This window comes from Chloroflexia bacterium SDU3-3 (genome assembly GCA_009268125.1).
Taxonomy (GTDB): domain Bacteria; phylum Chloroflexota; class Chloroflexia; order Chloroflexales; family Roseiflexaceae; genus SDU3-3.
The window spans coordinates 441911-464430 of sequence record WBOU01000004.1 but is presented as its reverse complement, the minus strand read 5'-3'; the positions used below and the strand labels follow the sequence as shown (position 1 = coordinate 464430).

The following is a 22520-nucleotide window of genomic DNA, read 5'->3' as shown; positions in this document are numbered from 1 at the left end:
CGCCGCTGGATCGCCGCCGACGCACTGCCGATATGCACTGGAGAGACATATGTTCCGTCCAAGCCGACGACTTGTGGTGGGGATTGTGGCCGTAGGCTTCATCCTCATTGTCGCCATCCTTGTCCCTGTGGTGCGGGCCATGATGGGCGCCTATAGTGATTTTAAGACGATGAGCCAGCCCACGGTGGTGCTGCCCACCGAGCTGCCGCCGACCGCCGCCCCCACCGTCGTGGCCCAGGGCAGCCCCGCGCCGACCGCGTCGCCCACCCCCACGCTTGTCCCTGGCCCCGATGCGCCGATCAACATCCTGCTGATGGGCACCGACGCCCGCATCGGCGAGGAGATCGCCCGCACCGACTCGATGATCGTGGTGCATATCGATCCCCAGCAGCAGCTCTTCACCACGCTCTCGCTCCCCCGCGACCTGGCGATGACCATCCCGCGCGTGAACGATACGCGCCGCATCAACACCGCCTACTATCTGGGTGAGAAGCAGCTGGGCGCTGGCTACGGCCCTGCGCTGGCGAAAGAGTCGCTCAGCAAGCTGCTGGGCATCCCGATCGATCGCTATGTGCTGATTAACTTTGAGGGCTTCAAGACACTGATCGATAAGCTGGGCGGTATCACCATCGATGTGCCAAAGGTGATCGACGACGATAAGTACCCGATGGATGAGTACGCGGGCGACGTGCGCATTATGAAGATCCACTTCGATGCGGGCGTGCAGAAGATGGATGGCGAGACCGCGCTGATCTACTCGCGCACCCGCCACGCCGATAGCGACTTCGGGCGGCAGCAGCGCCAGCAGCAGGTGCTGATGGCCATGTTCAAGCAGATCCGCGATCAGAACCTCTACTCCAGTCTTACCAGCCTGGATTCGTACACCGCCGCGCTGCGCGACTCGGTGCGCTTCGACCTCTCGCAGGATGAGATCATGAGCCTGGCCTCGCTGGCCCCGTCGGTGAATATGGCCGATGTCGGCCACTACTCGGTCAGCCCCGCGATGCTGGTCGAGCAGCCCAGCCCGTACTACCTGTTTATCGGTAATAAGACGGCCTTTAAGTCGCTGGTATCCGCCTTCGTGAGCGGCGGGCCGACGCCCACGGTGGTGCCAGTGCGCAACGCCAGCGGCCCAGCGCGCGCCACCGTGGTGCCCACGCTGCTGGCCGACCCCGAGGCCAGCGCCACAGCGGTGGCCGCCGAGGAGAGCGCCACGCCGACCGCCGAGGGTGCCACCCCCCTCCCCCCCGAGAGCGAGCCAGCGGCCACCACCGCGCCCGAGCAGGTGGGCGGCGAGCAGCCCACGCCCACGGTGGCCGCCGAGGGCACGAACAGCGAGCTAGCGCCGACCGCCACGCCGGAGCAGGCCGCGCCCACTGTCGCGCCGCAAGAGACGAACAGCGAGCCAGCGCCCACGCCGGAGCAGGCCTCGCCCACGCCCGCCCCCGAGCAGGCCGCGCCCACCGTCGCGCCGGAGCAGGCCGCACCAACGCCCGCCCCCGAGCAGCCCGCGCCGCAGCAGTAGACATGCTGCTAGAGAACATTACATAACCTATGTCACAGACAGAACCCGTCCCAGCGCAGACGGCCAGCACCACCGTGCGCCGGATCGCCCTGGCCGCCATGCTGATCGCGGCGGGAAATATCGCCAGCCGCGTGCTCGGGCTTGTGCGCGAGTCGGTGATCGGCGCGCACTTTGGGCTGGGGGTGGACACCTTCACCGCCGCCTCGATCGTGCCGACCCAGCTCTACGACCTGCTGATCAACGGCGCGATCAGCGCGGCCCTGGTGCCGGTGCTCAGCGAGTACGCCGAGGGCGACGAGCGCGAGTTCTGGCACGTCGCCTCGACGGTGATCAACCTGGCACTGCTGGTGCTGGCCGCGCTGGCCGCCGTGCTGGCGCTGCTGGCCGGGCCGGTGGTCACAGTGGTGGGCGGCGGCTTCGCTGGCCCTGCGCGGGCCGAGGCCATGGCCATGGTGCGCTGGCTGATGCCCGCCGTGGTGCTGATGGGCCTCTCGGGCCTGATCACCGCGCTGCTCTACGCGCGGCAGAAGTTTCTGCTACCCGCGTTTACCACCAGCGCCTACAACTTGGGCATCATCGCCGCCGCCGCGCTGCTGGCTACGCGCTTCGGCCCGTTCGCGCTGGTGTTCGGCGTGCTGCTGGGCGCGGGGCTGCAGGTGCTGCTGCAGCTGCCGGGGCTGCGCGGCATGGCCTACCGCCCCACCATCGACCTGCGCCACCCCGGCGTGCGCCGCATCCTCAAGCTCTACGCGCCGGTCGCGCTGGGTATCACCTTCTCGACCATCGGTGTGACGATCGACCGCAATCTGGCCTCGCAGTTCGGCGGCGCGATCTCGGCCATGCGCTACGCCACCACGCTCATCCAGTTCCCGCTGGGGCTGGTAGCCGCCGCGATCTCGTTTGCGGTGCTGCCCATCCTCTCGCGGCAGGCCAGCGCGGGCGACAAGCAGGCCTTCGGCGCGACGCTGGGCATGGGGCTGAAGGTGGTGCTGCTGCTGGTGCTGCCCGCCACCTTCGCGCTGGCGGCGCTGCGCGGCCCGATCGTGGCGGCGATCTTCCAGCGCCACCAGTTCGGCAGCCAGGATGCGGCCATGACTGCCCAGGCGCTGCTGCTGTACCTGCCCGGCCTGCCCGCCGCCGCGCTTGATCAGGTGCTGCTGTTCGCGGTCTACGCCCACAAGCGCACGCTGATGCCCAACCTGGTGCAGGGCGGTGCGGTGCTGATCTACCTTGCCACGGCGCTGGGGCTGCTGGCGACCACCCAGCTGGGCTTCGGCGCGCTGGTGCTGGGCAACTCGGCGCAGTGGGTCGGCCATCTGCTGATCCTGCTTTACTGCTCGCGCGAGCTGATCGTGCTGCGCGGGCTGCGGCTGGGCGAGGCGTTTGTGAAGTGCGGTGCGGCCAGCGTGGCGCTGGGTCTGGCGGCCTGGGGCGCATCCAGCCTGGTGTCCGCGCCGCTGGCCCAGCTGGCGCTGGGCGGCGCGGCGGGCGCGGCGGTCTACCTGGCGCTCTGCGCGGCGCTGCGGGTCGAGGCGCTCGACTTCTTCTTGGGCGCGCTGATGCGCAAGCTGCGCCGCAGATAGCGCTTTACCACCAAGACTCCAAGGCTCCAAGGAACGAAAAGAGGAGGCAGCTCGCCTCCTCTTTTGCTATGCATAATGCTGGCGCTAGGCTTTTCTAGAAGGCCATGTGCACGCCAAGGATGCTCATAACGACCACCACGAGGCTGTACCCTACCTCCTGCATGCCCACGCGCGGGATGGGCAGCGCGAGCGCCTGTGGCCGCAGGCCTGCCCACGCCCGCGCGGCCAGGATCGCGAAGGCGACGCCGCTGAGGGCTGGCACCAGCCGCCACCAGGCCAGGGCCAGCACCGCGCCCAGCGCGGCCACGTGCAGCCAGATGGCGGGGGCGCGCGGCACCACCACGCCACGGGCCAGGCGGATGCGCGTGCGCACGTAGACGATCGCCGCGCAGGCCTGGAGCGCCTGCAGGAGCCACAGGGCGCATGCGGGCGCGAGCGCCCAGCCCTGCGCCCGCGCGATGATGGCGGCTACGGCGCTGATCGCGGCGGCCCCGCACAGCTCGGCTAGCAGCGCGCGGCTCTGCTTTAATGTGTCGTGCCAGAACTGGACAAGCGCCAGCGGCGCGGCCAGCAGCAGCGGCTCCCAGCAGGGCCGCGCGCCCGCCGCCCACGCGGCGGCCACGCAGGCCAGCGCCGCCGCCCCATAGGCCAGGGCGAAGAGCAAAGCCCAGCGTGTGCGCGCAAACCGCTTTCCGCCGCGCCAGTCGCCTATCGCCAGCTTGAGCGGCTGGCGCACCAGGAACACCGCTAGCGCGGCGAGGCCGATCCACAGCCCCGCCCACGAAGGGGCGACCCCCAGCCCAAGGATGATCGGCATAAGCACCAGCCCCCAGCCGCCGTGCTCGGTCGGCAGCGCGATCGGGCGCAGGCGCACCTGGGCCGCAGGGCGTGCGCTCATTCGGCCTGGCCGCCCTTCAGCAGCAGCAGCAGCATGACCACCGGCGTCTCCGCGCGGATGCTGTGGGGTGTGCGCGCGGGCATGTGGATCCATGTGTTCGCCTGCGCGCTCAGCGACTCCTCGCCCAGCGTCACGTGGGCATTGCCCTGCACGATGTGGATGATCGCCGGGGTGCCTGCGGTGTGCTCGGAAAGCTCCTGCCCGGCGTCAAAGCCGAACAGCACCGCCTTCACGCTGGGGTCCTGGTAGATGGTGCGGCTGATGGTGCTATTTTCCGAGATGGTGATCTGGGCCGCCAGATCGAGAAAGCTGGTCAGGTTCATCGGTTGGCTCCTTCGGTTTTGCGCGCCACCAGCGAGATGGCCGCGAGGTTGGGGGAATACTGCTCAAAGACGCGCCGCATCGCCAGCATGCGCCGACGTGCGGCTGGACGCCGGATCATATTAACGATGATCTTGATGGTCTGCCGCAGGCCCTCGTCGGCGATCATGCGGCGGATGCGCAGCAGGTGCATGGGCGCGTGGGCGCTGAACTCGACCGTGAAGCCCTCGGCCTCCAGCAGCTCGCGCCACTCGGCGCTGGTCAGCGGGCGCGCACCCACTTGGATGGCCGAGGAGATCTGGCGCGAGATCGCCTGCTTGCTCTTCTCATCGATGCTGTCGGGCGTGAGGCATAGCTCGTGGATGCCGTAGCGCCCGCCGGGCTGGAGGATGCGGGCCGCCTCGCGGATGATCTCAGCCTTCTGGCTGGGCGAGTGCATGGTCAGCATCGCCTCGCCGTAGACCACCGTGGCCTCGCCGTCGGGCAGCCCGGTCTCCTGCGCGGTCCCGATCTGGCAGCGGTCGCCGGGGCGGGTGAGGAAGCTCCGCACCTGCGCGGCGGCGGCGCTATCGCGCTCGATCGCGGTGTAGGCGGCGGGCCTCTGGCCGAGCGTCAGCTGCGCGGTCACGCCCAGCCCCGGCGCGAACTCGACCACGCGGTCGGCAGGGGTGATGGCCAGGGCCGCGAGCATCTGCTTGGTGAGCGCCAGCCCGCCAGGGCGCAGCACGCGCCGCCCGAGCTGGGCCAGCAGCCAGTGTCCGGGCATCCTGGCCAGATCGGGCGGCGCGCTGGTCGGGCTATCGGCGGGGCTGTGGGAAAGCGACATGCCGGTTCCTTTCATGGCGATAGCACTATCATAGGGCTGCCCGCGCCGCAATCGTTGCGTTAGCGCAAAGATCGTGCGCGGGCGCTCGTTTATAGTGGTGCTGTGTCGATAGCTCGCAGAATCAGGTTCGTACGATGCTGTGCCTCCATGCCAGCATAGCAGCTCTTTTCTATTATTCAGGTATATACTTTTAAAATAGAATAAATAAACCATAACCAAAAGGGCGAAAATGTTCTTTTTTGGGGGGCCAGTGTCGAAGGTGGAACAACCTGAAAATGCTGAGCGCATGGCATCGTACCCTATTCCAGAGCCATACATGCACAAAGAGGAGGCACGTTGCCTCCTCTTTGTCTCGTCCCGCGCAGGTTTGCTAATCAGCCGCGAGCAGCTGGGGCGAGCTGGCCACGGCCAGGGCCACGCGGGCGGCGCGGGTGCCGCTGCGGATGTCGGCCTCGCAGGCGGCCAGGGCGGGGTGCAGCGCGGCTGGCGCGCCTGCGGTGATGCTGGCCAGCGGCGTGGCCAGGCCCAGCCTGCGCTCGCTCTTCCAGCGCCGCGCCTGCGCTAGGATGGCCATCACGGCCTCGCCCGCCCGCTCGGACTCCTCGTCGATCTGCCCTGGGTCGGCCTCGGGCCAGCCGCCGGTGTGGATGGACTCGCCCTCGGCGGCGTAGAGCTGGACGTAGATCTCCTCGGTGATGTGCGGCAGGAACGGGGCCAGCAGCCGCAGCAGCGTGCCCAGCAGCTCGCGCAGCGTCAGCGCCACGCGCTCGCGCTCGGCCTCGTCGCCGTCGTAGAGCCTGCCCTTGGCTAGCTCTAGGTAGTTGTCGCACAGGCTCGACCAGAAGAATCGCTCGGTCGCATCCAGCGCCGCCGTGTAGCTGTAGGCCTCCATGCTGGCCGTGGCCTGCTGGATGAGGCGCTGGAGCCACGACAGCATGGCGCGATCCAGCGGGGTGGGCGGGGCCGCCGCCACGCCGCGCGGCTCGGCCCTGCCGATCAGCCGCGCGGCGTTCCACAGCTTGTTCACCAGCTTCGCGCCGCGCCGGATGACATCCTCGTCGAACAGCTGATCGGCCCCGGTGCCGCCGCTGCAGGCCCAGTAGCGGATGGCGTCGGCCCCATAGCGCGCGATCAGCGCGTCGGGGTCGGCGCTGGCGTTGCCCTTCGACTTGCTCAGCTTCTCGTGCCGGGGGGTGAGCACGTGGCCCGAGACCAGCAGCGTGCGCCAGGGGATCTGGCCGTGGTGCAACAGGCTCTTCACGATGGTGTCGAAGGCCCAGGTGCGGATGATGTCGTGGGCCTGCGGGCGCAGCGCCATGGGGAACAGCCGCCCGAACAGCTCGGGCTGGTCGAGCAGCTGCCCCGCGATCTGCGGGCTGACCGAGGATGTGGCCCAGGTGTCCATCACATCCGGGTCTGGCTCCAGCGGGCCGCCGCACGGGCAGGGCCGCGGCGGCGCGGCGCGCAGCGGGTCCACCGGCAGCTGGGCCTCGTCGGCCAGCACCACCTGGCCGCAGCTGGCGCAGCGCCACAGCGGGAAGGGCACGCCGAAGAAGCGCTGGCGTGAGATGCACCAGTCCCAGCCCAGGTTCTCCACCCAGTGCTCGTAGCGCGCGCGCATGTGCTCGGGGTGCCATGCGATGGCGCGGCCCGCCGCCAGCAGCTCGTCCTTCATGTCGAGCACGCGGATGAACCACTGGCTGCTCTCCAGGATCTCCAGCGGCGTGCCGCAGCGCTCGTGCACGCGGATGCTCTGGCGGGCGGGCCGCTGGCCCAGCAGCGCCCCGGCCTCGCCCAGGTCGGCCAGGATCTGCCGCCGCGCCTGGGCCAGGGTCAGGCCCGCGTAGGCCCCGCCGTGCGCGCCCAGCCGCCCGTCGCGCCCCACCAGCGGTATGAGCGGTAGCCCGTGGGCCTGCCACCAGGCCACATCCGCCGTGTCGCCAAACGTGCAGCACATCACCGCGCCGCTGCCCTTCTCGCGCTCCACCGTCGGCTCGGCCAGGATGGGCACGGCGTGGCCCAGCAGCGGCACCGTGGCCATTCTCCCCACCAGGTGCTGGAAGCGCGCGTCCTCGGGGTGCACGAAGATCGCCACGCAGGCGGGCAGCAGCTCGGGGCGCGTGGTGGCGATCTCCACTGTGCCATCGCCCTCGGCCAGCGCGAAGCACAGGGTGGAGAACACAGTGTCGCGCTCGATGTCGTCGATCTCGGCCTGGGCGATGGCGGTGCCGCAGGTGCAGCACCACGGCCCGGGGGCCTGGGCGCGGTAGATCCGGCCCCGGCGGTAGAGGTCGAGGAATGACCACTGCGAGGTGCGCCTGGCCCGCTCGTCGATGGTGGAGTAGCGCAGCCGCCAGTCGGCGCTGATGCCCAGGCGCTGCCAGAACGCCTCGAAGCGCGCCTCCACCTCGCGGGTGGTGCTCAGGCAGGCCTCGGTGAAGGCCTCGCGGCCCACGTCGCGCGCGGCGATGCCGTGGGTCTTCTCCACATAGCGCTCGGTGGGCAGGCCGTTGTCGTCGAAACCGAAGGGGTAGTAGATGGCGTAGCCGCGCATCCGGCGGTAGCGCACCATGGCCTCGGCCTGGATGTAGGAGTACACGTGGCCGATGTGCAGCGCGCCCGAGACGGTGGGCGGCGGCGTGTCGATGGCGAAGATCGGGCGGCGGTCGGTGGGGTTGAAGTGGTAGGTGCCCTGCTCGGCCCAGCGGCGCTGCATGCGCGGCTCGGCCTCCTCGGGGCGGTAGCTCTGCGGGATGTCCATATGCCTGTGCTCCTGGCGCGCCGCAGCGGGCCGGGCACGGGCAGGCGTGCGATCAGCCGATGGCGCGGCGCGCGATGTAAGAAACGGTCGAGATTCGGTTGGGGCGTACTACACCTACATCATCGCCTACCATGGCGGATCACCTCCTCACAACGGGCAAAAAAGAAAGCTGGCTCTATTGTATGCCGCCGGGCGTGGCCATGTCAACCGGCTTCTTTCGCACAGTTTTTTACCACCAAGACACCAAGGCTCCAAGGGGCTAAAGTGAACGAATACCACGAAGGCGCGAAGACACGAAGGGCAGAAATATGCCCCTTGCGACGTGATGCAATCAGCTTCCGACGTGTTACATGTGGGTTCCGATGTGACGCAATCGGCATCCGACGAGACGCAATCGGCATCCGACGTGTTACATGTGGGTTCCGATGTGACGCAATCGGCTTCCGATGTGACGCAATCGGCTTCCGATGTGATGCAATCGGCTTCCGATGTGACGCAATCGGCTTCCGATGTGTTACATGTGGGTTCCGATGTGACGCAATCGGCATCCGACGAGACGCAATCGGCATCCGACGTGTTACATGTGGGTTCCGATGTGCTGCAATCGGCATCCGACGTGTCTACATGTGGGTTCCGATGTGACGCAATCGGCATCCGGCGTGCCCCATACAGCTAGGGCAGCGCTACGTCGGCCACATACAGGCAGTGGTCCGACCCCCCGCTGTCGCAGTCGACCTGGCTTGCGATAGCCGCCAGCGGCCCGCGCAGCCAGATATAGTCGATGCGCACGATCGGGAAGGGCAGCATGTCCGACTGCGGGCTGGGGAAGGTCGCCCCGAAGCCCCACGAAGATTGGCGGTACGAGTCGTGAAATACAGCAGCAAGCTGCGCGTACAGCGGGTCGCGGTCGCTGGTGTTGAAGTCGCCCAGCACGATCATCGGCCCCGGCACCTGGCTGGCCATAGCCACCAGGGCCTCGATCTCGCCCTGGCGCGGGCTGGTGCCGTAGCTGGCCAGCGCACGCAGCACGTCGCTGGGCCTGCGGATACCGCTGGCCGCGAATGGGATGTGCGGGTGCACGTTCACCACCGTGATTAGCGCGCCATCCACGTGGATGACCGCGCGCAGCCCGCGGTAGGCGCTGGCCTGCTCCTGCCGGTCCAGCGGGTAGCGGCTGATCAGGCCTAGCCCATCGGCGTTGTACGATGGCACGAGCCATTGGTAGGGGTACTCTCCCGCCATGTCGCGCTGGATGGCGGCGGCGAGGTCGTGCGACAGCTCCTGGATGGCCACTAGGTCGGCGTCCTGCCTGCGTATGGTTGCCAGCATCGTGTCGATCTGGGTGTTGGCGATCAGCTGGTTGTAGGTGGCCACGCGCAGCTGCCGTGCGGGTGCGGTGGGCGCGGTGGGGCTGGGAGGTACCAGCGCGGCCTGGAAGGCCAGCGCGAAGGCCAGCGCGGCGGCGGCCACCGCCGCCCCCAGCGCGCGCATGCGCAGCGCTAGGGCCAGCAGGCCCAGCGCGGCCACAGGCGCGAACAGGATGGGCGCGAGCACATCGTGGGCGATCGCCAGCCACCAGGGGCGCACGCCCAGCGCGCTCAGCGCCTCGGCGGCCACCAGCGCGGCGCAGTAGGCCGTGCCCCCCACCGAGAGGGCGCGGGCGAGCATGGTTTGTCGTCTCATAGGCTTGTTGTAGTGGCGAGGCTATGGGCGACAGTGCACACGCGCAGCGCCGGGGCGGATAGTTCGCAAGGGGTACAGTAGCATCGTTCGGCTGGTGCGGCAAGCACCCGGGTGCTTGCCGCCGGGCCAGCGGTGCCGCATGGGCATGCCATGACAGGACCGAAAGCCTAGATCGGGCAGCGTGCAGGCCCGCCATGACCTGCTACAATAGGGCTAGCTGTGAAAGGAGCCTTTGATTATGTTTACGCCCTCTATCGTCTTTGCCATCGTTGTCGCCGTGATCGGTTTTCTCGCCACGATCCGTGCCATCAGCACATCCAAGCTCTCCGAGCGCACCAAGCGGCTGCTGCTCATCCCGTCGTGGGTGCCCTGGATGGCGCTCGCGCTGGGTGCTCCGCTGCTAGCGGGCGCCATCCCCCTGCCCGATGTACTCAACATGGGCGGCGGCATGACCGCCGGCCTGATGGTGGCGGTGGTGGTGGCCAGCCGCCAGCGCGGCTAGCCGCCGCTTCGGGCACAAAAAACGCCGGGCAGCATAGCTGTCCGGCGTCTTCTTTTGTATGGGGGGAGGCTAGCGGCGCTCTACCAGCAGGCGAATGGCGGTGCGCTCCTCTTCATCAATGGCCACGTCGATAAATGAGGGCACGCAGACGATATCGATGCCCTCCTCGTTGAGGTAGCTGCGGGCGATCGCCACGGCCTTGATGGCCTGGTTGGTCGCGCCTGCGCCGATCGACTGAACCTCGGCCATGCCGCTGTCGCGGATGACGCCAGCGATAGCGCCGGCCACCGCGCTCGGGCGTGAGCGGGTCGAAACCTTCAGAACCTCGGCGCTGTGGCGCTCGGCGGCCGGCTGGCCGCTCGCGCCGACCGCACGGGCCAGCGGTGTTGCTTGGGATGTGTTTGTAGCCATGCGTTCCTCCTGTGAAGGCGTTGACAAGGGTGTTGCCGAGCCGAAAGTCTCCGGGTCATAGGTGTCCAGGCCCATAGTTCAGACTCCTCAATTGACACAATGGGATGAACGGATATTGCCCCGGCGTTCGCCTACATCGCTAGTAGGGATGAAGAGCACGATCTGTGCCCCGACTCACGCCTGCGAATCGCCTAGCGAGCGTAATCGACCGCCCTCGTCTCGCGGACAACCGTAACTTTGATCTGTCCGGGATACTGAAGGCTCTCCTCGATCTTTTTCGCGACATCACGAGCGAGGTGAATGCTGCCAAGATCGTCGATCGAATCGGGCTGGACGAGGATGCGGACCTCGCGCCCCGCCTGGATGGCGTAGGCGCGCTGGACACCTGTGAACGAGGTGGCCACGGTCTCAAGCGCTTCCAGCCGCTTGATGTAGAGGTCGATGGTCTCGCGGCGTGCGCCAGGGCGACCGCCTGAGATAGCGTCGGCTGCCTGCACCAGGAACGCTTCAACCGATTGCGGTTCCTCATCGTTGTGGTGCGCCGCGATCGCGTGCACGATCGCGGGGGAACGCCCCAGACGCCGAGCGATATCTGCACCTATCAGCGCGTGCGGCCCCTGGACCTCGTGGTCCACGGCCTTGCCGATATCATGCAGTAACGCCGCGGTCTTGGCGACGTTGATGTTGGCCCCAAGCTCGGCGGCCATATGCGCCGCCAGCAAGGAGCACTCCAGCGAGTGCTGGAGCACATTCTGCCCATAGCTCGTGCGGTATTTCAGCCGCCCGAGCAGCTTGATCAGATCGGGGTGTAGGCCCATCACATTGGCGTCGTGGGCAATGCGCTCGCCCTCCTCCCGCATGATCTGGTCGATCTCCTGCTGGGTCTTGGCGATTACCTCCTCGATGCGAGCGGGGTGGATGCGGCCATCCTTCAGCAGCTTTATCAGGGCGATCCGGGCGACCTCGCGCCGAACCGGGTCGTGACATGACAGGGTCACAGCCTCGGGGGTGTCATCGACAATGATATCGACACCGCTGATCTGCTCGAACGCGCGGATGTTGCGGCCCTCGCGTCCGATGATGCGGCCCTTGAGCTCCTCGCCTGGGAGGGCGACGGTCGAGACCGTCACCTCGGCGACATACTCCGAGGCGCTGCGCTGGATGGCAAGCCCGATGATCTTGCGGGCGCGCCGGTCAGCGTCCTCGGTGGCGGCACGCTCGATCTCGCGGATCCGGCGTGCTGACTCGTCGCGGGTTTCTGCCTCCACCTTCTGAAGAATGATGTTGCGAGCATCCTCCTGACTAAGCGCAGAGATGCGCTCAAGCTCGGCCCGCTGCTGCCCATGCAGCAGCTCGGCCTCCTGATGGAGCTGTTCTATCTGCCGCTCGCGGTTCTGGAGCTGGCGCTCGCGGCGCTCCAGGCCCTCCAGCTTGCGGTCGAGGTTCTCCTCTTTGCGCTGGAGCCGCTCCTCCTGTTTGGTGAGCGCGGTGCGGGCCTCGCGGATCTGGTCCTCGGCCTCGTTGCGGATCCGCAGCGCCTCGTCCTTGGCCTGAAGGATGATATCCTTCTGCTCGGCCCGGGCGGCTTCGAGTTGTAGCTTCGCCTGCGATTCGGCCTCGCGCTGGCGGGTGGCTACGGCGTTGCGAAAAGTGAAAATGCCAGTGACCACGCCTATCGCCAGGCCGACGATAAGCCCGATCAAAGACGTAATGAGCTCAGTGGGCACGTTAGCCTCCTATGAACTTGTTAAGGTGCCGCAAACGGCACGCATTCCGCGTGTCGCCTTACGGTGAGCTTGTAGGAATGCACGAGATGAGAATCAGGTAAGTGCTGGTATCATACCTGTAAAGAGGATCTTCTGTCAAGATATCGGTACTGGCATGCTCCTTCGAAAATCCTCGGATATGGATGCCAATTCTAGCACTTTTTTGGCGATTTGGTGCTGATCTATAGCAGCAATGAATGGTAAGGCAGTCGGAGATTCGCCAAGGGGCACTGGCAGTGCCCAGAAATTCATGGGGTCCATGGCCACAACGATTGTTTCTGCGCGCCCCGCCGCGCTCGATCGCCCGCTCAGGCGGCGCAGGCGCTTTCTGCGCACCTTCCTGTTTTTTCTGGGGATCATCATCCACGTTTTCTTCTTCGATATCCTCGGCAACCGCACGCCGCTGACTCGCTGGTATGCCCAACGCAGCGCGCTGCGGCGCTGGGCCAAGGCGGCCCGCGACTTCCGCGCGCTGGCCGTGGCCCAGGGCGGCGTGCTGATCAAGCTGGGCCAGTTCCTCAGCAGCCGCGCCGACATCCTGCCCGCCAGCATCACCGACGAATTGGCCGGGCTGCAGGATGAGGTGCCGCCCGCGCCCTGGAATGTGATGCGCCACCGCCTGGCCCGCGAGCTGGGCCGCCCGCCCGAGGATGTGTTCGCCAGCTTCGACACCCAGGCGGTGGCGGCGGCCTCGATCGGCCAGGTCTACTTCGCCCAGCTGCACGATGGCCGCGCGGCGGCGGTGAAGCTCCAGCGCCCCCAGATCGCCGAGATCATCGATGTGGACCTGAGCGCGGTGAGCGCCGCCGTGCAGATCATCAAGAACTACCCGCTGATCAAGCGCCGCGCCGACCTGCCCGCGCTGTTCCAGGAGTTCGCCAGGGTGCTGCGCCAGGAGCTGGACTACGAGCTGGAGGCCGAGAACGCCATCCAGTTCCGCGCCAACTTCGCCGAGGTGGCCGGGGTGTACGTGCCCGAGCCATACCGCGAGCACTCTACCAAGCAGCTGCTGGTGATGGAGCGGATCAGCGGGGTTAAGATCCACGATTACGCGGCGCTGGAGGCGGCGGGCATCGACCGCGCCGAGCTGGCCGAGCGCTTCAACAAGGCCTACCAGAAGCAGTTCTTTCTGGATGGCCTGTTCCACGCCGACCCGCACCCCGGCAACCTGTTTGTGCGCCCCGAGGCCCCGCCCGCGCCTGGCGTGGCCACGCCCTACACCCTGATCTTTATCGACCTGGGCATGGTGGGCCGCATCACCCCGGCGCTCATGCGGGCGCTGCGCGAGGGCATTATCGGCGTGGCCACCAACGATGCGGCCAAGATGGTGGAGGCGCTGGACATGGGCGGGATCATCCGCCCCGGCGCGGATCGCGGCCAGATCGTGCGGGCCATCCAGATCGTGCTGCGCCACACCTACGACCGCAGCATCCGCGAGCTGACCAATATGGATGTGGAAAATGTGTTCGCCGATGTCGAGCACCTGGTGCGCGACCTGCCCTTCCAGCTGCCGCAGGATCTGATCTACCTGGGCCGCGCCGTGGCCCTGGTGAGCGGGATCACCACCGGGCTGTACCCCGACGTGAACCTGTTCGCGCTGACCCGCCCCTTCGCGCAGGAGCTGATCGCCCGCCAGCAGCGCGAGCTGAACCTGGCCGAGCGGGTGCGCCAGGAGCTGGGCGCGCTGGGCCAAGCAGCGCTGGCCCTGCCCAAGGAGATGGACGCCTACTACAAGGCGGCCAACCGGGGCGAACTGCAGATGCGGGTAGATTTTGGCCGCCTAGAGCGCGGCATGTTCGGCCTAGAGCGGGCGGTGGCTAGCCTTTCGGCGGGGGTGGTGTCTGCAGGGCTGTTCGTGGGCGGCGCTGTGCTGCGGGTGCATGGCTTCGCCGCCGATGCGTGGTGGGCCTGGGGCGCGGCGGCGCTGGTGGCGCTGTGGGCCGTGCGCCCGCGCCGCCCTGGCCGCTAGCGCGCGGGCGGCGCACCAGGGCCAGCCTTTACATGGTTTTCTATGGGTTTCCGAGGCGTTGCTGGTGAAAGTATGTGTTGTCGCTGATTCGGGCAGGGTGCGCCTTCGTTTATGGCGGCGGTGGTTGGTTACTGGGTGGATGCCCTGCGCGGGCGGCACCTAGGGGCTAGCCCCTAGGAACCCCACCAGGGGGCATCGCCCCCTTGGAACCCCCAATTTTGGGCGTTGCTATGCCGCTTGCTGGTGGCTGGTGTTTGTGCATATGGCCAGCTGGCCGTCGCAGCACCTTCGCCGCATGGGCCAGGTGCGTAAGGTTTTCCTTCGTCGTGCGTTCACCTGCTCTTTCCAATCTTGGAGCCTTGGAGTCTTGGTGGTGAATCGGCTCTTTTGCCCGCTTCGCGACTTCGCGACTTCGTGGTGAATCGGTCTCTTCAGAAACTTGGAGTCTTGGAGCCTTGGTGGGAAACAACCTCCGTGGCTGCGCCATTTCGAGAACGCGTAGGCCCTACGGTGCACATGCGTTTTTGACAAGCCTCGCAGCCTACGCGTATCATGCGCCCAGTCTGTGCCCTTGTCCCTTCTTACGATTGGCCGCTGCATCAGTCGGGCGTGAGCTGACAGCGCATTGGAGGCGTATCTTTGCGAAGCTGGAAGTTTTGGCTCGGCGTTGTGATCAGCGCCGTCTTTATGTGGCTGGCGCTGCGCGGCCTTGATCTGCAGCATTTCTGGGAGACTCTGAGCCACGCCAACTACTGGTGGATCATCCCAGGCGTGGCGATCTACTTTGTGGCGGTGTGGGTGCGCACCTGGCGCTGGCACTATATGCTGCGCCACATCGCGCCGGTGCCCATCCGCCGCCTGTTCCCGGTGGTGGTGATCGGCTACATGGGCAACAACATCTACCCCGCCCGCGCCGGCGAGGTGCTGCGATCCTATGTGCTGCGCCGCAAAGAGGGTGTGCCGGTGAGCGCCAGCCTGGCCACGGTGGTGCTGGAGCGGCTGTTCGACGGCCTGGTGATGCTGCTGTTCGTGTTTGTCACCCTGCCGTTCATCGAGCTGGACCCGATCTACACCCAGCTTGTCACGGTGTTCAGCGTGGTCTTCATTGGGGCGCTGCTGGTGTTTTTGGCGCTGGCCGCCCGCCCCCAGCGCATGAAGCGGGTGTACGGCTGGTTTGTCGATCGCGTGGTGCCCGCGCGCCTGCGCGAGGCCTTCCACGGCGTGTTCGACAAGTTTATCGAGGGCCTCCAGTCGCTGCGCAGCCCGCGCGACCTATTCTTCATCTTCCTCACCTCCACGCTGATCTGGCTGACCGAGACCACCAAGTACTGGCTGGTGGCCTTTGCCTTCCCGGGCTTCCACGCGCCGTTCTACGTGCTGATGCTGATGACGGCGGTGGTGAATCTGGCCACCACGCTGCCATCCACCCCCGGCTATGTGGGCACCTTCGATGCGCCTGGCATCGCCATCCTAGGCACCTATGGCGTGCCCAAGGCGCTGGCCACGGGCTACACGCTGGTGCTGCACGTGGCGCTCTGGCTGCCGATCACGCTGCTGGGCGCGTTCTACATGTTTGTCGAGCAGGTGGGCTGGAAGGATATGGACCGCGCCGTCGAGGAGCGCCGTGCCATGCAGGCTTCTGAGCATTCTTCCTAACTGCTGCGCTTCTTGCTGCGCAGCCAGCTGATAGATGATGGGGCTTCTATGAAGATTCTGATTGTCGGCGCGGGCATCGCTGGCCTAGCCGCAGCAAACGAGCTGGCCAAGGCTGGCCATAGCGTGTCGGTGGTGGAGGCCGCCGGGGTGGCTGGCGGCCTAGCCTCGGGCTTCCGCGACGAGCGCTGGGAGTGGCCGCTGGAGCGCTTCTACCACCACATCTTCACCACCGACAAGGCGATCATCGACCTGACCAAGGAGATCGGGCTGGAGGACGCGCTGTTCTTCCGCGGCCCGGTCTCGGGCCAGTGGTGGAACGGGCGGGCCTACGCGCTGGATGGCGTGCTGCCCATCCTGAGCTTCCCCGGCATGCCCTTCCTCGACCGCATCCGCTTCGGCATGACCGGCGCGTACCTGAAGTTCGTGACGAACAACTGGCGCGGGCTGGAGCAGGTGACCGCCGCCGAGTGGACCCGCAAGTGGGCGGGCAAGGCCGTCTACGAGACGATCTGGCGACCGATGCTGGAGGGCAAGTTTGGCCCCTATGTCGATCAGGTGAACATGGCCTGGCTGTGGGCGCGCATGAAGACGCGCAGCTTCAAGCTGGGCTACTACAAGGGCGGCTTCCAGGGCTTCGTGGATGGCCTGCTGGCCCACGTGCAGCGGCAGGGCGTGCAGGTGACGCTGGGCACGCCGGTAGAGGCGCTGGAGCCGCTGCCTGGCGGCGGCTGGCGGGTGCGCGCGCGCGGCCTGGCCGAGCAGGATGTCGACCGCGTGATCGTCACCGGCTCGCCCACGCTGCTGTCCAAGCTGGCCCCCCAGCTGCCGCCCGACTACCTGGGACAGCTCACCAACCTGCGCTCCATGGGCGCGGTGGTGATGACCCTGGCGCTCACCAAGCCGCTCACCGGCGGGATCTACTGGATCAATATGCTGAAGAGCGAGGCCCCGTTTCTCTCGCTGGTGGAGCACACCAACTTTATCGAGCCGGAGCACTACGGCGGCGACCACCTGGTCTACTGCGGCGACTACCTCGAGCCAGGCCACGAGTACTTCCGCCTGAGCGAGGACGAGCTGCTGGATCGCTTCACGCCCGCGCTGAAGCGGGTGAACCCGGCCTTCGAGCGCGGCTGGGTGCGCAAGGTGTGGGTGCACCGCGAGCCGTACGCCCAGCCGATCGTCACTGTCAACCACTCGAAGAACGTGCCGCCGCTGGCCACGCCGCTGCCCGGCCTCTACTGGGCCAGCATGAGCCAGGTCTACCCCTGGGATCGCGGCACCAACTTTGCGGTGGAGATCGGCCAGCGCGTGGCCGCCGAGCTGCTGGGGCGCGCTTCGAGCTAGCCCGCAAGCCCCAGCCGCCCTGCCCGCCCGCTGGAGGAATCTCTTCTGATGAGGTGGAGGTGACCTATGCCTGGCGTGTCTTTTGACCGAGCGGTGGCCTTCTACGACGAGACCCGCGGCTACGCCCCCGGCACCGCCGAGCGCATCCGCGCGGGGATTCTGGCCTACACCGGGGCCACGGCGAGCAGCACGATCCTTGAGATCGGGGTCGGCACGGGCAGGATCGCGCTGCCCTTCATCCAGGCCGGCGACCGCTTTGTGGGCGTGGACATCTCGCGCGGGATGCTGGCGCGCCTGGGCGAGAAGGCTGCCGACGCGCCCACCCCGGTGCTGGCGCTGGGCGACGCGATGCGCCTGCCCTTTGCCGACGCCTCGTTCGATGTGGTGTACGCCTTCCACGTGCTGCATCTGGTCGACGACCGCCGCGAGGTGCTGCGCGAGGTGCGGCGGGTGCTGCGCCCGGGCGGCGTGTTCCTCTCGGCCTACGATGGGCCAGAGAACGGCGGCGACGAGACCCCGCCCCGCCAGGTGCGCACCCACTGGGTCGCCCTGCTGCACGAGATGGGCATGTACACCGAGCAGAAAGGCCCGCGCTGGATCACCGACGACGTGATCGTGGCCGACCTGCGGCAGCTGGGGGCGCGTGCCGAGCCGGTGACGCTGGCCACCTACGAGCGCCAGCCGCTCTCGGTGCGGCGCATGGCCGACATCATCGAGGCGCGCATGTTCAGCTCCGACTGGGAGACCCCCGAGGCGATCCATGCCGAGGCCACGCGCCAGCTGGAGGAGTGGATCGGCGAGATGTTTAGCGACCCCGACAAACGTTACCCGCTGAGCGGCGATGTGGTGGCCGTGGCGGGGCGCTGGTAGCAGGGGCGATGCCTTCTCGTCTCGGCAGAACATTTTCACCACCAAGACTCCAAGACTCCAAGGCGACAAAAGGGGCCAATACCCACGAAGGCATGAAGATGTGAAGAGAAAAGTGATATGACCTTCGCGTCTTCGTGGTAAAGAATCTTCGGTGACGAAAGAACGCATAGCCTCTAGCGTTGGTTGCTCATTTTGAAATGCCCCCGCCAAGATAGGCTATAATGTCCGGTGGTTTCGCGGCATACCCGCGTGTTTCTCGGCTGCGCCAGCGATCGGCGCACAGCATATAGAGTGGAAAACATGGAATCAAAAACCTTTATGATTACCGGCGGCTCGGGCTTTCTGGGCATCAATATGGCCCGCTACCTGCTTGAGCGCGGCCACAAAGTCGTGATCCTCGACATCGCCGATTTCGACTACCCCGAGCTTGACAAGGTGACGTTTGTGAAGGGCGATATCCGCGACCGCGCGGCGGTTGACCAGGCCACCAAGGGCGCGGACATCGTCATCCACACCGCTGCGGCGCTGCCGCTCTACAAGGCCGAGGACATCTTCTCGACCGATATCGACGGCACGCGCAACGTGCTTCAGTCGGCGCTCGACAACAAGGTCGACCGCATGATCCAGGTCTCCTCGACGGCGGTGTACGGCATCCCCGACCACCACCCGCTGCTAGAGGACGACCGGCTGGACGGCGTCGGCCCCTACGGCATCGCCAAGGTGCAGGCCGAGGAGGTCTGCAAGCAGTACCGCTCCAAGGGCCTGTGCGTGCCGATCGTGCGCCCCAAGTCGTTCGTCGGGCCGGAGCGCCTGGGGGTGTTCGCGCTGTTCTACGACTGGGCCAAGGATGGCAAGAACTTCCCGATGATCGGCAGCGGCAAGAATCGCTACCAGCTGCTGGATGTCGAGGATCTGTGCCAGGCAATCTACCTGTGCGCCTCGCTCGACCGCGAGGTGGTGAACGACACCTTCAACATCGGCGCGAAGGAGTACACCACCATGCAGGAGGACTACCAGGCCGTGCTCGACCGCGCTGGCTTCGGCAAGAAGATCCTGCCCTTCCCCGCCGCCCCGCTGATCTGGACGCTGCGCTTCCTTGAGCTGCTGCACCTCTCGCCGCTGTACAAGTGGGTCTACGAGACCGCCTCGACCGACTCGTTTGTGTCGATCGAGAAGGCCGAGCGCGTGCTGGGCTACAAGCCGCAGTACTCGAACAAGCAGGCCATGGTGCGCAACTACGAGTGGTACATCGCCAACCTGCAGAAGTTCGAGAACGCCAAGGGCGTCTCGCACCGTGTGCCCTGGGATCAGGGCATCCTGAAGCTGGCCAAGCTGGTGTTCTAGAAATGCTGCGGCGCTGGCCCCGGTGTTGTGGGGCCAGCGCTGCCCGTGCCGAGTCTGGCGGAGGGCCTATGGAGATCTGCGCGCTGACCCCCGAGCTGCTGACGCCGACATTCGCCTACCTGCGGCGCTCACCCTACCGCAACGCCCTGCTGCTCTCTAACATCTCCCAGCTGCGCCAGTCGTGCGATGTGCTGGTGGCGCAGCACCACGAGGAGATTGTGGGCGTGGCCTCGACCTACCGCGACCTGCCGACCCCCAACTTTATCTTTGCCGCCGCCTACCCATCGGTGGCGCAGCAGCTGCTTGAGAATCTGGTGGCCCGCAACCCCCAGCTGCGCGACCGCCCAGTGATGGCGCTGCTGCCCGAGGATCGCTTCCGCCAGGTGCGCAGCTTCGCCACGCTGGTGGATAGCGAGGTGGAGTACCAGATGGGAGTGGAGCCAGACACGCTGCGTATGCCCGATGGCCCGCCCGCGCGCCGCCTGGGGCAGGCCGATCTGCCCGCCATGAGCGCGCTGGCCGAGGCGGCGGGCCTCACCGTCTGGCACGAGAGCACGCTGGGCCTTGGCCCGGCCTTCGGCTGCTTCGAGGGCGAGCGGCTGGTGGCCATGGCCGCCACCCACTTTGCCACGCCCGACGTGATCGAGATCGGGCATGTGGCCACGCACCCCGACTTCCGACGGCGCGGCTACGCCAAGGCCGCTACGGCGGCGCTGACCCAGGCCGCGTTTGCGCTTGCGCCGCGCGTGTTCCTGATGGTGCTAGAGGAGAACCTGCCCGCCCGCCACACCTACCGGGCGCTGGGCTTCCAGGCGATCGAGTCCTTTCACCTGGCGCGGTTTCTGTTCTAGCCCACCAGCCGCCCTCGCAGCTCGGCCAGGGTGTCCTCGGCATCCTCGCGTGTGGTGCCGCCCGCGCTCAGCTCGCGGTCGGTGCGGCGCAGCAGCCCCTCGAAGAAGGCCGCGCCCTCGGCCAGCAGCGCGCGGTCGTCGCCGGATGCGGCCAGGGTGCGCAGCAGCCAGGTCTCGGCGTCGGCGTAGCGGTGGGTGTGGCGGTAGTAGCTGAACAGCCGCTGCCCGGCCTCGGCGGGCATCTCGTATGTGCCCAGCGCGGCGGCGGCGGCGTCGGCGCGGTCGAGCCGCCCCTCCAGCAGCATCGGCCCGTGGCGGTCGAGCAGGGCCAGGTAGAGCAGCACCGCGCGGTCGTAGCAGTTGAACGCCAGATCGTCGCGCCCCATCTCGGCGCGGATGTCGCCCTCCTCCTTCAGCAGCTCGGCGGCGGCCACCGCCCGCGCCGCATCCAGCTCGCCTGCGAACGAGAGCAGGTCGGGCAGCGCCTCTTGGCTCGCCCCGCGCAGCAGATCGCCATCCAGCCCCACCAGCCGCTTGTAGGTCTCATCCAGCAGCGCCAGCGCCGCGTCGAAATCGCGCTCGGTGCGCAGCCCCACCAGCTGGTGGATGGTGGCGGCCAGCGACTCGATCATGCGGAGAATAAAATCTTTTCGTACCATGGGGCGTATTATAGGGCATAACGCCAGAAAGTTCTCGCATGCGTTTTCACACCCACCTGCTGGCCTCGGCCCTGCTGGGCGCACTGGTCTATCGTCGCAGCCCTGTGAAGGCCGGGCTGGTCGCGATCGCGGGCGTGGCCATCGACCTCGACCACTACGCGCTGTACGCCTCGCGCAGCGGCGATCTGAGCCTGCTGGGCGCGCTGCGCTACGACCGGCGGCGTGGCGGCAGGCCCCGCCCCGGCGACACCCGCCCGCGCTACGGCTCGCTGCGCTCGGCGGCGCACCGCGCGCCGCTCACGCTGCCGCTGGTGTGGGCGGGCGCGCGCGTGGCCCCGCAGGCGCTCGCGCCGGTGGCTCTGGGCCTCACGCTGCATCTGGCCATGGACACGCCCTGGACCATGCTGCTGGACTACCGCATCTGGGCGCGCTCGCGCGGGCGCTGCGAGCAGTGCGGCAGCCGCAGCCGCCACCCGCGCGTGTGCCATGTGCTGCTGCCCAAGCGCGGCGGCGACCGCTGGGCGGCCAGCAACCGCGCCATGCTGTGCGAGCGCTGCGTCAAGCGGCTGCGCAAGCAGCAGGGCGAGGCCTAGGCCAGCGGGTGCGCATCCAACCAGCGCGCCACGGCGGCGTTGATGCTGTCCTCCTGCTCGGCGTAGGGCAGGTGGCCAGCCCTGTGGGCCACGTGTAGCTCGGCGTTGGGTAGGCGCTGGGCCAGCCACCGCGACTGCGCCAGCGGGATGATTGGGTCGCGGTCGCCGTGGATGATCAGGGTGGGGATGCTAGTGGGGTTCTGCCCAACGATTGGGCGCATGTCGGCCTGGCAGAGCACGCGGGTGGTGCCCGCTATCCCCTCAAGCGGGGTGCTGCGCATGTGCTCATAGCCGTGGGCCACGGTGCGGCTGATCTTCCAGTTGCCGTAGAAGCCGCGCCGGTCGGCGATGAAGGCGTTCAGCGCGCCCATAAAGGCCAGGTAGCTGGCCCGCCCAGCCCCAAGCGAGGCGCGCACCACCTGGCGCAGCAGCGCGGGCGAGAAGGCGCAGCGCTGCCACAGCCACACGATCCCGCGCAGGTCGTGCCACACCACTGGGGAAATGAGGATGAGCCGCGCGACCAGCTCGGGGGCCTTCTGGGCGATGCCCAGCGCGATCATGCCGCCGGTGGAGTGCCCGATGATGGTGGCGGGTCGCCCCTCGGCCAGCTGCCGCAGCGTGTCCACCCCGCAGTCGATAAAGTGCTCGGGCGTCCAGCTTTCGGCCTGGCCCGGCGGCAGCGGGCCTATTGGCCCGTGGCCCGGCAGCCCGGTCAGGTAGACCGCGCCCCTCGGCCACAGCACATCCCAGAACCAGAAGCGGTTGACGGCGGTGATGCCGTGCCAGGCCACAAAAGGGTGCTGGCCCTCGCTGCGCTGGCTGATCGCGATTGTCTCCTGCCCACATGTCCCGGATGCCCGGATGCTATATTCGTGCAGCATAGTGCCTCAGCTGTTTCGACGTGGCGGTGCTGCGCTATTATAGATCAGGGCGCGGGTGTGCCCAGCGGCCACCTGCC

19 protein-coding genes are annotated in these 22520 nt (G+C 67.3%); 10 read left to right on the top strand and 9 right to left on the bottom strand.

All coding sequences use genetic code 11. From position 1 onward, the window contains the following. The first annotated feature begins 49 nt into the window (after positions 1 to 49). Both F8S13_09275 and murJ read left to right on the top strand, forming a co-directional pair. Entirely contained in the window at positions 50 to 1525 is a 1476-nt protein-coding gene (locus F8S13_09275; protein ID KAB8144067.1) for a hypothetical protein, read from the top strand. 29 nt (positions 1526 to 1554) lie between these two features. Next, complete coding sequence (gene murJ, locus F8S13_09270) at positions 1555 to 3108, top strand: murein biosynthesis integral membrane protein MurJ (protein KAB8144066.1); 1554 nt, start codon at positions 1555 to 1557, stop codon at positions 3106 to 3108. A 94-nt stretch (positions 3109 to 3202) separates the two neighbouring features. On the opposite strand, the gene F8S13_09265 is transcribed toward murJ, so the two are convergent. The 5 genes from F8S13_09265 to F8S13_09245 all read right to left on the bottom strand — a co-directional run bounded on the left by F8S13_09265 (position 3203) and on the right by F8S13_09245 (position 9597). Then, positions 3203 to 4006: a YwiC-like family protein gene (locus tag F8S13_09265; GenBank protein ID KAB8144065.1), complete on the bottom strand. Its 804-nt coding sequence runs from the start codon at positions 4004 to 4006 to the stop codon at positions 3203 to 3205. After that, entirely contained in the window at positions 4003 to 4329 is a 327-nt protein-coding gene (locus F8S13_09260) for a cupin domain-containing protein (GenBank protein KAB8144064.1), read from the bottom strand. Before F8S13_09260 ends, F8S13_09265 begins: the two co-directional genes overlap by 4 nt. Next, positions 4326 to 5153, bottom strand: coding sequence for a methyltransferase domain-containing protein (locus F8S13_09255; GenBank protein ID KAB8144063.1), 828 nt, complete (start codon positions 5151 to 5153; stop codon positions 4326 to 4328). Before F8S13_09255 ends, F8S13_09260 begins: the two co-directional genes overlap by 4 nt. A 370-nt stretch (positions 5154 to 5523) precedes the next feature. After that, positions 5524 to 7914 (bottom strand): valine--tRNA ligase, encoded by a 2391-nt coding sequence (locus F8S13_09250; GenBank protein ID KAB8144062.1) that lies wholly within the window; start codon positions 7912 to 7914, stop codon positions 5524 to 5526. A gap of 672 nt (positions 7915 to 8586) precedes the next feature. Next, complete coding sequence (locus tag F8S13_09245) at positions 8587 to 9597, bottom strand: hypothetical protein (protein KAB8144061.1); 1011 nt, start codon at positions 9595 to 9597, stop codon at positions 8587 to 8589. A gap of 238 nt (positions 9598 to 9835) precedes the next feature. Here F8S13_09245 and F8S13_09240 point away from each other — a divergent pair, with 238 nt between their 5' ends. Continuing rightward, positions 9836 to 10099, top strand: a complete 264-nt coding sequence (locus F8S13_09240) for a hypothetical protein (protein ID KAB8144060.1) — start codon at positions 9836 to 9838, stop codon at positions 10097 to 10099. A 69-nt stretch (positions 10100 to 10168) separates the two neighbouring features. Here the strand turns inward: F8S13_09240 and F8S13_09235 are convergent, their stop codons facing one another. Continuing rightward, on the bottom strand, positions 10169 to 10510 hold the full coding sequence (locus tag F8S13_09235; protein KAB8144059.1) for a stage V sporulation protein S: 342 nt from the start codon (positions 10508 to 10510) through the stop codon (positions 10169 to 10171). Between the two features lie 191 nt (positions 10511 to 10701). Continuing rightward, entirely contained in the window at positions 10702 to 12237 is a 1536-nt protein-coding gene (rny, locus tag F8S13_09230) for a ribonuclease Y (GenBank protein KAB8144058.1), read from the bottom strand. A gap of 289 nt (positions 12238 to 12526) precedes the next feature. On the opposite strand from rny, the gene F8S13_09225 reads away from it, so the two are divergent. From F8S13_09225 to F8S13_09200, 6 genes are all read left to right on the top strand, one after another. Beyond that, entirely contained in the window at positions 12527 to 14245 is a 1719-nt protein-coding gene (locus F8S13_09225; protein KAB8144057.1) for an AarF/ABC1/UbiB kinase family protein, read from the top strand. 639 nt (positions 14246 to 14884) lie between these two features. Next, positions 14885 to 15901: a flippase-like domain-containing protein gene (locus tag F8S13_09220; GenBank protein KAB8144056.1), complete on the top strand. Its 1017-nt coding sequence runs from the start codon at positions 14885 to 14887 to the stop codon at positions 15899 to 15901. Positions 15902 to 15949: 48 nt separating this feature from the next. Then, complete coding sequence (locus F8S13_09215; GenBank protein ID KAB8144055.1) at positions 15950 to 17245, top strand: NAD(P)/FAD-dependent oxidoreductase; 1296 nt, start codon at positions 15950 to 15952, stop codon at positions 17243 to 17245. A 66-nt stretch (positions 17246 to 17311) separates the two neighbouring features. After that, positions 17312 to 18115, top strand: a complete 804-nt coding sequence (locus F8S13_09210; protein ID KAB8144054.1) for a class I SAM-dependent methyltransferase — start codon at positions 17312 to 17314, stop codon at positions 18113 to 18115. Between the two features lie 300 nt (positions 18116 to 18415). After that, a complete protein-coding gene (locus tag F8S13_09205) occupies positions 18416 to 19459 on the top strand; it encodes an NAD-dependent epimerase/dehydratase family protein (protein ID KAB8144053.1) in 1044 nt (347 codons plus the stop codon). A 2-nt stretch (positions 19460 to 19461) separates the two neighbouring features. Further along, entirely contained in the window at positions 19462 to 20310 is an 849-nt protein-coding gene (locus F8S13_09200; GenBank protein ID KAB8144052.1) for a GNAT family N-acetyltransferase, read from the top strand. Here F8S13_09200 and F8S13_09195 read toward each other — a convergent pair. Next, the gene (locus tag F8S13_09195; GenBank protein KAB8144051.1) at positions 20307 to 20969 is read right to left on the bottom strand and encodes a hypothetical protein; all 663 of its coding nucleotides are present in this window, start codon (positions 20967 to 20969) and stop codon (positions 20307 to 20309) included. The two genes, F8S13_09200 and F8S13_09195, sit on opposite strands and share 4 nt — an antisense overlap. A 38-nt stretch (positions 20970 to 21007) precedes the next feature. On the opposite strand from F8S13_09195, the gene F8S13_09190 reads away from it, so the two are divergent. Beyond that, positions 21008 to 21562: a hypothetical protein gene (locus F8S13_09190; GenBank protein KAB8144050.1), complete on the top strand. Its 555-nt coding sequence runs from the start codon at positions 21008 to 21010 to the stop codon at positions 21560 to 21562. Here the strand turns inward: F8S13_09190 and F8S13_09185 are convergent. Further along, on the bottom strand, positions 21559 to 22443 hold the full coding sequence (locus F8S13_09185) for an alpha/beta hydrolase (GenBank protein ID KAB8144049.1): 885 nt from the start codon (positions 22441 to 22443) through the stop codon (positions 21559 to 21561). The genes F8S13_09190 and F8S13_09185 overlap by 4 nt on opposite strands. Positions 22444 to 22520: the final 77 nt, after the last annotated feature.